This window comes from Hymenobacter tibetensis, from assembly GCF_022827545.1.
GTDB classification, from domain to species: Bacteria; Bacteroidota; Bacteroidia; order Cytophagales; family Hymenobacteraceae; genus Hymenobacter; species Hymenobacter tibetensis.
On record NZ_CP094669.1, the window covers coordinates 75,001 to 88,402 of the forward strand.

Here is a 13,402-nt window from a genome sequence, read left to right on the forward strand (position 1 = left end):
TAGAGCTACCAATAGGACTAGGGGGTGTCACAGCCTACCGAATCCTGATGAACTCCGAATGCCACGTAATATAGCCGGCAGTGAGGCTTGGGGTGCTAAGGTCCCAGGCCGAGAGGGAAAGAACCCAGACCATCCGCTAAGGTCCCTAAATTCGGACTAAGTTGAACAAAGGAGGTCCACTTGCTTTGACAGCCAGGAGGTTGGCTTGGAAGCAGCCATTCCTTTAAAGAGTGCGTAACAGCTCACTGGTCGAGCGAGAGGGCATCGATAATACGCGGGCATCAAGTCCGGTACCGAAGCGATGGATTTGCATTATGTGCAAGTGGTAGGGGAGCATTCTCGTCAGCGGTGAAGGTGCCTTGTAAGGGGTGCTGGAGCGGCGAGAAAAGCAAATGTAGGCATGAGTAACGATAAGGCGGGTGAGAAACCCGCCCCCCGATAGACTAAGGTTTCCTGCTCAACGCTAATCGGAGCAGGGTTAGTCGGGACCTAAGGCTACGCCGAGAGGCTACGTCGATGGACAGCTGGTTGATATTCCAGCACCTAGGATTTGGAGTGATGCAGTGACACAGTAGTGAAAGTACCGCGAGCGGACGGAAGTGCTCGTTAAAGGGTGTAGGTATAGAGACGGTAGTTAAGTACGCCGACTTTGCTGAAACCCGATAGTACCCTACGGCCTCGGCCACGGGGATAGTGTACCTAATCAGACTGTCAAGAAAACCTGCTAAGCGTTTACTGAATTCTAGCCCGTACCGCAAACCGACACAGGTAGTCAAGGAGAGTATCCTGAGGGGCTCGAGTGAATCACAGCTAAGGAACTCGGCAAAATGGTCCTGTAACTTCGGGAGAAGGGACGCTTCCTCCTAGCAATAGGAGAAGCCGCAGTGAAAAGGCCCAGGCGACTGTTTAACAAAAACACATGACTTTGCGAACGCGCAAGCGGAAGTATAAGGTCTGACACCTGCCCGGTGCCGGAAGGTTAAGAGGGGAACTTAGTCGCAAGGCGAAGGTTTGAATCGAAGCCCCGGTAAACGGCGGCCGTAACTATAACGGTCCTAAGGTAGCGAAATTCCTTGTCGGGTAAGTTCCGACCTGCACGAATGGTGTAACGATCTGGGCGCTGTCTCAGCTGTGAGCTCGGTGAAATTGTAGTCTCGGTGAAGATGCCGAGTACCCGCCACGGGACGGAAAGACCCCGTGCACCTTTACTATAGGTTGACATTGACGCTGGACAACACATGTGTAGCATAGGTGGGAGACGTTGAGCCCGGGCCGCTAGGTCTGGGGGAGTCGCCGTTGAAATACCACCCTTGTGTTGTTTGGTGCCTAATCTAGAAATGGAAACAGTGTCTGCTGGGTAGTTTGACTGGGGTGGTCGCCTCCAAAAGAGTATCGGAGGCTTTCAAAGGTCCGCTCAGTCCGCTTGGTAACCGGACGTAGAGCGCAATAGCAGAAGCGGGCTTGACTGTGAGGCCTACAAGCCGAGCAGGGTCGAAAGACGGATATAGTGATCCGGTGGTTCCGCATGGAAGGGCCATCGCTCAAAGGATAAAAGGTACGCCGGGGATAACAGGCTGATCTCCCCCAAGAGCTCATATCGACGGGGAGGTTTGGCACCTCGATGTCGGCTCGTCACGTCCTGGGGCTGGAGAAGGTCCCAAGGGTTCGGCTGTTCGCCGATTAAAGTGGCACGCGAGCTGGGTTCAGAACGTCGTGAGACAGTTCGGTCCCTATCTGTGGTGGGCGCAGGAAATTTGACAGGACCTGACTTTAGTACGAGAGGACCGAGTTGGACTAGCCGCTCGTGCACCGGTTGTGGCGCCAGCTGCAGCGCCGGGTAGCGACGCTAGGATGAGATAAGCGCTGAAAGCATCTAAGTGCGAAACTCACCTGAAGATGAGATTTCCGATATAGGAAGAGTCGTGGGAGATGACCACGTTGATAGGCGGGAAGTGTAGAGGCCGAAATGCCACAGCTGACCCGTACTAATGACTCGAACGCTTCATGTATACACGACGCCGTGTAGGCTACTGGTTTTCTCGCTTGTCCTTGTGTCAATGACTTTGCGTTGGCTGTTCCTCCCGTGGTGGGGGCCGCAGCCAGCGGCACCAGTAATGGTGGCTTTAGCCCGGGTGTTCACCTCTTCCCATTCCGAACAGAGTCGTTAAGCCCCGGAGCGCCTATGGTACTGCCTTCATCGGTGGGAGAGTCGGTCGCCGCCAACCTTACTGTTACTAGTCCAGCGCCCCTCCGGCTTTCTGCCGTCGAGGGGCGTTGGCCGTTTATCGCTATTCGGTCTAAGTTGAGCTAGAGTGGATACACACTAAAGTTGTTGGAGGTGGAGACTCTTGTAGTGAACTTCTTACTATAAGCAGCAGCCTCTGTTTAGAATGTTCTATAGACTTGAATCTTGCTAGGCTGATTTTATTAGCTTGATATGCTAGCTGACTGACTTGCTAGTTACTGTTGTTGTCAGGTATCAGCTGGGATATTGCAGTACGTTCGAGCTTGCTATCTGCGAATTATTATAAGTCAAGCAAAATGCCGAACAGTAAGCTACACAGCTTACTGTTCGGCATTTTGCTTGACTTACTGCCATATATACTAGTGAAGTACTACAAAGTAGCGTTCCAACCAGATTTGAGTAATATGCTAGTCTTTAGCTGTAAGCAACACACTTGCGGTGTTGTTATTACCTATGAATGACCAGTTACTAGAAGGGATAGCCAATTGCAATGTTCAGTTTAATAGCTTTGTAACCAGTGTTGTTTGCAGGAATTGTAATGGTGGGTGTGGTAACGGTAGTGTTATCGTAAGGATAGAGTAATGGGTAGGCGGCATCCAAGCGGATGACGAAGAACTGTACATCGATGCGGAGGCCAGCACCAGCGCCTACTGCCATTTGCTGCAGGAAAGTTTTGAATTGAAACTGGCCATTCTGGCCGTCGAGGTTACCGTTGGAATCATAGGTGGCGCGGCTGGGGTCAGCGTTTACGAGCCAAATATTTCCTGCGTCCACAAACAAAGCACCTTTCACATACGGAAAGAGGTCTTGGCGGTATTCTATGTTGGCTTCTAACCGAATGTCTCCTACTTGGTCGTAGAATCCGCTGTTGGCGTTATTCTGCGCTTGGGAAGGGCGGTAGGTACCTGGGCCGATACCACGGGCATTGAACGCTCGTACGCTATTGGGGCCGCCAATACCATATTGCTTAAGATAAGGCAGCACACTGGAGTTTAGGTAAGGTAGCCCAACCCCAATAAGCACGCGGGTGGCAATCTTGTTGCCGCTGGTTGTGTTGGATGAAGTCCGGTAATAGTTGCGTACCTCGAAATCGACTTTGGTGTATTGCGAATACTCTTGCCCGAATAGAGCATAGGCCCCGTTCTCGGTTTTCGAGGAGCCAGTGAGGCTCTGGACTAGGTGAGCGACGTTACCAGATAAGTCTAGGCCACCGCTGAAATAGAATTGATTGCGGCGCTGCTCCAGTGCCTGTTGGTTGTAGGTGTATTGGTAGCTACTGCCTAAGATGAATTGCTGGCGAAAACTGTTTGCTAGGAATGGCCTTTCCTGCAACAAATCGGTGAACACTTGCTCTTGGTTGCTCAGCCGGAGGTAGCGTAAGTCGATGGGTTGTAGGCGCTGCTCGTTGGTGACTTTGGTTTTCCAGCTATACCCGTAGCCAAGATTGAAAATGTCTTCCTGGAAGTATTTGGTCCGCAGTACGTACTTGTACCCTGCTTCGAAAAAAGTGCGGGGCTGAAAGTCGGAGTTGCGTAGGCGGATATCGAAAGGTGGGGTGATTAGCCTGGGGACGAGCAACTGGGCATCGAGACCGTACTGCGTGGAGGTAACGCCCGATAACGCACCTTGTCCTGTTTCCACTGAGGCGCTGGCATTAACAAGGAGCTGTTCGGCGCCGCGCAATGCCGACCGATTACGATACTGTAGTACCAGGGACGGTCCCGTGAAGATGTTGGAGGTATTCATCTGCACTTCGGCCCGTAGAGACTTTTTGGGCACTTGGGTCATGCGCAGAATGGCGTTCAGGTGACCGTAGCCAGCGGAGTCTGGAACATTGCGAGCAGGCCGAAACCGGATATCGACATACTTGAACGTGCCCAAGCTCATGAGGCGGCTTAGAGTCTGATCGGAGCGGCGGCGGCGATAGAGGCTATCGGGGTAAAGGAAGGTGGCATTGGTAATGGCTTTCGCCTTAAACATTTCCTCATCGGGGAAATAGCGGTAGCCGTTGAAAAGAATAGGAGGGCGGCCAGCGGACGCTGTGTCGGAAAGCGAATAGTCGGTGTTGATGGTAACGCGGTTCAGGATGTAAGGGCGCACTGCACGGTCCGGAACACTGTTCTTTACGGTTACATAAATGTTTACCTGGTTGTCGAGTGTGCTATCAACTTGAAAGAGAATATTGTCGGGCGAGAAATAGTAGTAGCCCTGGTTTTTAAGGATGCCGTCAATACGGACTCGTTCGTTGACAAGCGTTTGGAGGTTGTACGGGTCACCTACTTTCAGTAATGTACCCGTCTTGGTGGCTTGAATGGCCTTGTCAACTAGTGTATCCCGGCTCGGAAACTGGACCTCTTTGATGGTATAGGGCTTGCCAACGGTGGCAGTATAGTCAACGGAAGCGGTTTGCTCTTCTACTGCAACCTTGGCATGCACAACGGGCTTGAAGTAGCCGTTGTTGTTGAGCCGGTTCGCCATCAACCCTTTCACTCGTTGGGTATCAACCTGGCTGAGCAACACCGGCTTTTCCCCGTATTTGTCGGCTAGCCATTTGCCTAAGCCTTTGGTTTTGCCTTCTCCGAGGTGCCAGAAGTAAAGCTTGGGACGCTGCCCTAGAATGGAGCTGTTAGGCTTAGGCGTGATGACACCTTCTAATTCGGTGGTTAGGAGGCTTTCGTTGGGAATAGGGGTGTCTGACTTCACCTTCACGGTGCTGCCAGTGTACAGCTTGGAACCTTCAGGAATATATTTAGTGCCAGAGCAGGATACCGCCGTCAGGAGGACAACTAGAGCTGTCCAACGCCTACACTCACTTTTCCAGCTTCTCGCTTTGGAAGCTGAAAAATGAGCCAGACTATTCATGACTGGACGAGGAGCACTAGGGAGCATATGCAAGAGGTTTCGTTAGGCTTCAAAAGAAAAAAGCTACCAAGCACGGCGTTGAAAAAGCTACAGGCCATTGGCTAGGCTAGCGGCCGGAAGTGGTAGCACGTTGGGCAGTCCGAAGAGAGTCGCGGCGGGGAGCGGTGGTAATGACGTTGGAAGAGTCCGGGTTGGCCTTCCGTTCGCGGCGGTCCCGCCGGCGGGTTTCTTTCACTTCCTCCTTCACTTCTTTATCAAGACCTTTGAACAGGTCTGCTAGGCTTTGGTAATCGCGCTGGAAAATCAGCGAAACACCGTTGCGAACATATTGACCGTCGATGTCGGCGTAGGCGTTGTTGCGGAAAGCCCGCAGACGGATGCGGCCGTTGGCCAACACGTTATATTCAATGCTTACGTCGCCAGCAAAGTTGCTGATGCCTTGCTGCCCCTGAGACGCTTGGTTGCCGCCGCCGCCCAATGGCACATCAGTACCCAAGCGGACGCTTACCCGGTCGTTGAACAGCTGCCGCCGAACAGCAACATTTAGGTCGGTACGGGTTTTCTCGGAGCCACTCGAGAAGTCAGCACTGGAGTTCACACCTAGTTCCACTCCTAGGTTGGAAAGGTAGCTACCCGTGAGGTTGTTGAGTTGCTGGGTGAGTACCTGGCTTGCACTGCCTCGCAACTGCTCGGCTACAATGTTGCCACTGCTGCTTTGGAATGGGTCACTTGCCAAGAAGCGGTTGAGTACGAGCAGCGAGAATACCTGCTTGTTGAGTTCTGACGATTCGCTGGGCTGGCGCAACTGCGCTAAGCGGGCTTCAATCTCGTCGCGGCCGTAGGCGTTGCTGTTCTCCGGGAGCTTGATGTCAAACCCAATCGTTGGCTTGAGTAGCTCACCCGTCACGTTGAGATACACCTGGAAAGGTGTGGCATTGCGAAGCCGGGGGTCATTGTCGGAGGGGCCTTGGGCTGCCAGCAGTTCGGCTGGTGCGGCTTTCACGTTGTAGATGGCCGCTATGTTGAGCTGCGCATTGTACGGGTCGCCGCTCCAGACGAGGTAGCTACCCGGTCCGATGGCGAATTCGCGAGAAGCTAAATCATATAGAGACATGTAATAGCTGCCTTCTGCTACTTCAAGCCGGCCGGCAAGAGTAATAGAGCCAGCCGCATCAATACTGGTGTTGAGCGTTCCGTTGGCGCGTACTTTCAGGTTGTCGCCGGAAAGCGGGTCGATGATAACCGTGAACTGGCTCTTGTCGGTGACTGATATGCGGGCACTGATATTATAGCCGGAAGCAGTTTTGGCAGTGTCCAGCGCCAATTGTCGGCTTAGCATAGTATCGATAGGAGCACTTTTATCTACCCACTCCACTATCCCATCCGTCTCGACGAGGCCTGCTTCGTCATTAGGCGTTACGATAGTCAGGGTGGAATTATCCTCCACAACAGCGCGCGTGTTGAGCACAGGTAACGCTAGATTGCCCGTAATGCGCGTATCTGAATCAACGATCAGCCTACCGTAGAAGAGCGGATTGTCGCGGACCGTGCTTTGGATGGCTACGAAGTCTTCGGTGGTTGCATTGAGGTTAAAGCGGTAATCATCGACGTAGTTCTGCGTGAGCACCCGGCCGTTCACTACCGCCTTGTTGCCCAAGGAATCCAACACTGTGAAATCGTCGAAGCGCAAGCCCTGATTATCAAAGTTGATAGACTGGCTTTGGATGCGGAACGGAGCACCTAGCTGCGTGGCCGTGAAGCCGGCATCGGCGGTAGTGGTTAGTTGGCCATTGATGCGAGGCTGACTGACCGTGCCGTTCACGGTGAGGTTGCCGGTGATACCGCCAGACGTTTCGCGCAGCTCGCCGGCTGAAAACGGCTCGGCAATCTTCAGGTCGAACCGGTTGACGTTGATTGCAAACTCGATGGGGCTAGGCGGAGTAGCTAGGTAATAGCCAAGGGCCTGCACATCCATTCCTTGCTGGTTGGTGAGGCGCAGGTCTACATTGTAACGGTCGGGGGTGGGGTTAGTGGCTTTTAGGTTGACATCACCCAGCACCGACTTGTTGTAGGCGAAACCCGTTAGCGACACGTCGGCGGTGAAGGCCTGCTTGGGTTGCCCAAGGCTGAAGGCCACCGCTTGGCCGTTGAGCGTACCAGCCACCAGCGAGTCCTGCAGACCAGCAGCTCGGGCCAGCCCGTTGACTTCCAGATTACCCAAGCTTACTTGGAGGGGGTATTGTGCACCTGCTAGCGTTTGCAGCGTAAGGAAACGCTGGTTGCGGCGGATGTCTACATTCTGCGCAAAAATAGCTCCCGTTGCAGTGGTGTACCGCAGTTCATTGCCGGGTGTTACGTTCCATTCCACCTTGTCGAGCATCAGCTTCGGCTCGAAGCTGAAGGCATAGGCATCTCCGCCCCCTAGCACCCGCAGCACTCCTGCCATGTTCAGCCGTTCGGCACTGTCTGATTCCGCGATGCGCAGACGGGTACCAATCTGATTGTTTTGGATGCTACCTGCCAAGGTCGGGTTCGGGATGCGTAGGCTGGTATCCTGGCTGATTTGGCGCAGCCCCAACGCATAGTCTAGCTTCTCGGCATTTGAACTAACATCGAACTTCAAGGAGTCGAGGGCGAAGCCGGTGTACACAATCCGCTGAATGCGGGTGGCTAGGCGTAGGTCGGCGGCGCGGCTATCATAGGAGCCGGTTATTTTGAACGGGGTGAGCTGCTTGAGGTCGGGTACCAGCTTCTGCACCAGCTGCGTGTTCTTCACATTGGCATCAAAAGAGAACTGCCGGTAGGTGGAGGACGGACGGTACTGCACACCCGGCAGATCAAAGTACCGGTCGATGTGGCGTTGCAGTTCCAAGGCCAAGTCGCCGAGGGCAGTGTTGCCTTGCAGGTTGAAGTCGGCAATGTTGGAGTTGAAGGCTACCTCCGTGCGGCCCGGCCGCTGCACAATGCGCCCACTAACTGAGTCCAGCGCAATAGGCTGGTTGTCGCGCACGATAACGATGTTTCGGCCCGCAAACGTACCGTTGATGGAGTTGGCATCAGCGCCACGCAAATTGGCCGTTAGGTCGCCTTGCACGCGTAGGTCGCCACCGGTGTAGAAGCCGAGGGCAGTGAGGTTGGCGCCGCGCAGGTTTAGCTGCTGCACTTCATAGCTTGGGTTGTTGGTGTCGCGCAGGTTGATGGTAGCCAGCAAGTCCAGGTTGAGGTTGGGGTCTTGGCGGCTACGGGCATCCACCACGTACCGATTCCGGTCGATGCCGACTTTGGCTGTGATGCCACGGTAGGTGTAGCCGTTGTAGGTGGCACTGCGCACGTTGGCGGTTAGTTGTCCACGCAGCAAGTTGGGGTCGAGGCCACCGCGCCCAGCCAGGCGGCCCGTAGCCGTAACCCGCCCAATGGTGGGGTCGCGCAGGACTTTGCCTACGTCGAATCCTTGCACATTGAAGGTTGCCGTTATAGGCTCCTGGCCTTTGGGGCCGGCACCCAAGTCAACCTTGGCCGCTATGTTGCCAAAGCTGGTGGTAGCCCGCAAATCGGTGTCGAAGAGTAGGGCAGTAGGCCTGCCCCTGAACGTGCCCGCCACGTTGATGCGCGGTGGCAGCTGGAAGTCGGGCGGGATGGTGCCTTTCGGGGCCAAGCTCTTGATGTCGGCCGCGGTGGTAGTGAACTGCTTGATGTTGAAATCAGTGTACAGCCGCTGGTCGGTTTCTGGCAGGCCCTGAATCCGGCCGCTGGCCCGTACGATGGTGTTGCGGAAACCTGTGAAATCCAGGTCCCGGATGCGCAGGTCACCAACGCGCCCACTCACACGCCCACTCACCAGCACCGACTGGTTGGGACCGGTGTTGAAGGGTGGGGTGGTAGCCAAATCGGGCGCCAAGTACAGGATGTCGCGGAAGCCGATGCGCACGTCGCGCAAGTCGCCCTCGATGCCGAGGTTGGGAAGCTGCTTGGTATCCGACAACGCATCGAGGCTAGCGTAGCGCATACCCAGTGTTTGGCGGATGCGGGTGTGGGGCGTGATGAGGTCGAGGTTGGTGAGGCGCGTTTGCACCGAGTCGAACACCACATCGGCCTTGGTTGAAGTAATCTGGAACCCGCTTTGGTCTTTGCCCGCTAGCTGCGTGATGCGGCCCGTAGTGCGGTTTTCCGAGTAAAATAGGTTCTCTATGTTGAGCGTGAGGTCCGTGAACTTGAGGTGATTGTAGTCTAGCGCAGGTACTCGGGTTTTCTGCTTGGGCTCGTCGAAATTGTCGAACGCCACATCTACCCCGCTGATGTCGGAGCGTTTCAGCGTGACCACCCAGCTAGCTTCCTGACCAGTGGCTTTTTCTACAGCGTCGTTTAGGTCACGCACGGCCTCGGCGGGGTTTACCAGGCGCTTCTCAGTCGGTACATTCTCGTTTTGCGCGTATGCAATGCTGGTATTGCGCAACTGGAGGGTATTCAGCGCCACCCGTGAATTAATTAGGTCGATGTCGTCGGCGGTGATGTTGGCCTCGCCCACACGGGTGCTGATAAACTGCGCCGACGGGGAGTTTCGGTACACCAGGCTTACATTGTTGAGAATAGCCTTGTTGAGTCCCAGCGTCAGGTCCAACGGTTCGGAAACGGCCGTATCAGGTGGAGCCGTTTTGCTTTGCGTCATGCTGATGCTGGTGTTGCGCAGGGCCGCCTCATCTATCCTATAGATGGATTGGTCGACGTCTACAGCATCCATGTTCACGGCTAGCTCGCCCACCTTGGTGCTGAGGTCCAGGCCATCCACCTGGTCGTTGTAGGTAAGGTAAATGCCCGTCAGGCGTAGGTCACCGATGTTGTATTTAAAGCCTGATCCGGTGGTGTCAGCAGGAGTGGTAGTGGTGGTATCGCCGGCTGTAAAGGCGTTGACAATGAAGTCGTAGTTGGAAATACTGTCGGGCTCGGTGCGGCTGATTGCTAGGCGACCCTCGTTGAGTTCCAGGGACTTTAGGTTGATTTCCGACTTAGTCAGCGCCCAGATATCGAGGTCCACGCCCAGATGGCCCACGGAGAGTAAGGTGTCACCCTTCTGGTCTTCGATGTAGACACCATCCAGATTTAGGGCGTGTCGGAAGTCGGTGCGGAACTTACCGATGCGCACTTCCGTGCCAATTTTGTCTTGCAAGTATGTGGCCGCTTTACGCGCAACAAAATCCTGCGTAGAAGGAAACTGCAAGGCTACCACTGCCCCTATAACAAGTAGCAGAACGAAGCCAACGAGCCCCAAGACAACATATAGAGTACGACGAAGGTAAGTAGGCACAGTATTGACAATCAGGCGTAGTGGCGGTTTTACACAACCAAACGAGAAAAACTGCCCGCGGGTTGGAAACGGGCTGTTGAGTTCCATTTTAGAGCCCTAGCACAACCTATTGCGTGTCTGCCCGTCCTAGCAACTCCAGCGAGTAGCCCCAGGACTAACCCCTATACTCCCTATCTTTCGTCTTCAACTGCTTTCCCCATCCCCATCCATGATTCTACGTTTTTCCTTGCCCTTCCGTACTGCATGGGGCCAGCGACTGATGGTGTGCGGCTCCGAGCCCAGCCTAGGCCATTGGAACCCCGACCAGGCGCTACCGCTACGTTATCATCCTGATTCCGGCCGTTGGATGCACGAAATCAGTGTGCCTGATGACCAGCCCGGTACCATTGCCTATAAGTATGTGTTGGTTGATGAGCGGGACAACAGCCGACAGCAGGAATGGGGACCTAACCGCACCGTCGCGTATGATGGTCGCCAGTTCAGCCAACTCGTGCTCGAAGACTTTTGGCGCGCACCCGCTGAACCTGAAAATGAGCTGTTCACGGCCGCCTTCACCCGGGCCTTGTTCCGCCGCCCGGCCAAAACCAACACCCCAGCTTCCACTGCCCGAATAGCCGATTCGGTGGTGCGTTTTCAGCTGGAAGCACCTCGCGTGGAGCTAGGCCAGCAGCTATGCGTGTTAGGCTCCGATGCCGCGCTTGGCGCCTGGGATGGTCGCAAAGCGCTGGTGCTGACCGATTCTGCCTACCCAACTTGGACGGCGGAAGTGGCCTTAGAGCAACCCGAGTTGGCCGTACGCTATAAGTATGGTATATGGGACCCGCAGGAAAAGAAACTAGTGCAGCTGGAAGCTGGCGACGACCGAGTACTGGAACCCTTCACCGAGCGCCGAACCTTACGACTGCGGGCCGACGATAAGTTCCGGTACCTCTCCACGTGGCGGGGCGCTGGGGTGGCCCTGCCGGTATTTGCGTTGCGCAGCAACCGAGGCTTAGGTGTTGGCGAATTTCCCGACCTGAAGCTCCTTGTCGATTGGGCCGTAAGCACCGGCATGAAATTGGTGCAGATTCTGCCCATCAACGACACAGTGGCTACGCATACCTGGGTTGACTCGTACCCGTACGCCGCCATTTCCGTGTTTGCGCTGCACCCGCAGTACCTCCACCTCGATGCAGTAGCGCCACTGCAAGACGCGGCCGCTCAGCAGGAAATGGAAACGCTGCGGCAGCAACTGAACAGTCTCGACTTCGTGGATTACGAGCCAGTGATGCAGGCGAAGTGGAAGTATATCAAACAGCTATACCAGCAGGAAAAAGCAGCCTTCCTCGCTGACCCTGAGTTCCAAGCTTACTATCAAGAGCAACGTGCGTGGCTGAAACCGTACGCGGCTTTCTCCGGTTTGCGCGACCGATTCAACACGGCTGACTTTCAGCAGTGGCCCGAAGAGTACCGTACGCCCGCATTAGTAGACCAGCTAACCCAAGAAAACGCGCCGGATTTCGATGACTTCGGGGTGCATTTCTTCACGCAATTTCACCTCGACAAGCAGCTACGCGAGGCAGTGGAGTACGCGCGGCAGCACGGCGTGGTGCTTAAAGGCGACCTACCGATTGGCATCTACCGCCATTCTGTGGATGCCTGGACCCAGCCCGAACTCTATCACATGCACCAGCAAGCCGGTGCCCCACCCGACGACTTCTCGACGACCGGACAAAACTGGCGCTTTCCTACTTACAACTGGGAGCGTATGGCCGAAGATGGGTATGCGTGGTGGAAGCAACGCATGGGCCAGCTAGCCCGCTACTTCGACGCCCTCCGCATCGACCATATCCTGGGTTTCTTTCGCATCTGGGAGATTCCCGAGCATTCGGTGGAAGGCTTGCTAGGGCATTTTTCACCGGCGCTGCCTTTGTCACAGCAGGAAATACAGCAGCGGCTAGGCTGGTTCGACTACAGCCGGTTGTGTGAACCGCATATCCGTTGGCACACGCTGCAACGCATATTCCACGGGCAGGCACAGGCTGTGTTCGACGAGTTTATGGAAGATGCTGGTGCGCACGGAGCTATCCGGCTACGAGAGCATGTGCGCACCCAACGCCAAGTGGAAGCCGTATTTCAGGAAAAAACCACTGCGGATCCTACCAACGCCGACCATTACAAATGGCTTCGTACGGGGCTCTACCAGCTCATAAACGACGTGCTGTTCGTACCTGATGACCTGCAGCCCGGCCACTACCACCCGCGCATAACGCTCAACAAAAGCAACTCGTTTGCGGAGCTTGATGAGGAGTCGCGCTGGCGGCTGTATGATGGCATCTATGTGGATTTCTTCTATCATCGGCATGAAGGTTTCTGGCGCGAGCAAGGCCTGGTGAAACTGCCTCCGGTGCGGTATGCCACCGATATGCTGATCTGTGGCGAAGACCTAGGCATGGTACCCGAATCGGTGCCGGGCGTGATGAAGGCATTGGGCATTTTGGGGCTCAACATCCAGCGGATGCCATCCAACCCCAATACCGAGTTCGGCCACCCCAATGATGCGCCTTATTTGTCGGTTGTGAGCCCCGGCTCCCACGATATGAGTACGCTCCGCGGCTGGTGGGAAGAAGACCGCCAGATAACGCAACGGTTTTTTGAAACGATACTAGGTCACCATGGCGAGCAGGCACCGTACTACTGTGAGGCGCCAGTGGTGCGCGAGATAGTGACGCAACACCTGCATTCGCCGGCCATGTGGGCTATATTCCCACTACAGGATTTGCTGGCGATGAGCCCAGAACTACGGCGCACCAACCCGCAGGACGAGCAAATCAACGTGCCAGCCAACCCACAACATTTCTGGAAATATAGAATGCATTTGCCGCTGGAAGAATTAAACTATAATTTTGTATTTAATAATGAATTAAAAGTGATAGTGGAAGGTAGTGGACGTTAAAAAACGTTGATTAGAGGCATAGAACACGCATCATTGCAATACAAGGCCCTGCTGGACA

3 protein-coding genes and 2 rRNA genes (1 of these 5 cut by a window edge) are annotated in these 13,402 nt (G+C 54.9%); 3 read left to right on the plus strand and 2 right to left on the minus strand.

The genetic code is table 11. The features are described from left to right. Together MTX78_RS00345 and rrf are read left to right on the plus strand one after the other, a co-directional pair. Nucleotides 1–2,009 (plus strand): 23S ribosomal RNA (locus MTX78_RS00345) (it extends 900 nt beyond the left edge of the window). Between the two features lie 104 nt (nt 2,010–2,113). Then, a 5S ribosomal RNA gene (rrf, locus tag MTX78_RS00350) occupies nt 2,114–2,225 on the plus strand. A gap of 488 nt (nt 2,226–2,713) precedes the next feature. Here rrf and tamL read toward each other — a convergent pair. Both tamL and MTX78_RS00360 read right to left on the minus strand, forming a co-directional pair. Then, the gene (gene tamL, locus MTX78_RS00355; protein WP_449555800.1) at nt 2,714–5,134 is read right to left on the minus strand and encodes a translocation and assembly module lipoprotein TamL; all 2,421 of its coding nucleotides are present in this window, start codon (nt 5,132–5,134) and stop codon (nt 2,714–2,716) included. A gap of 79 nt (nt 5,135–5,213) precedes the next feature. Continuing rightward, the gene (locus MTX78_RS00360) at nt 5,214–10,496 is read right to left on the minus strand and encodes a translocation/assembly module TamB domain-containing protein (protein ID WP_243798872.1); all 5,283 of its coding nucleotides are present in this window, start codon (nt 10,494–10,496) and stop codon (nt 5,214–5,216) included. 121 nt (nt 10,497–10,617) lie between these two features. Between MTX78_RS00360 and MTX78_RS00365 the strand changes: the two genes are divergently transcribed. Further along, nucleotides 10,618–13,344 (plus strand): 4-alpha-glucanotransferase, encoded by a 2,727-nt coding sequence (locus MTX78_RS00365; RefSeq protein ID WP_243798873.1) that lies wholly within the window; start codon nt 10,618–10,620, stop codon nt 13,342–13,344. Nucleotides 13,345–13,402 lie beyond the last annotated feature (58 nt).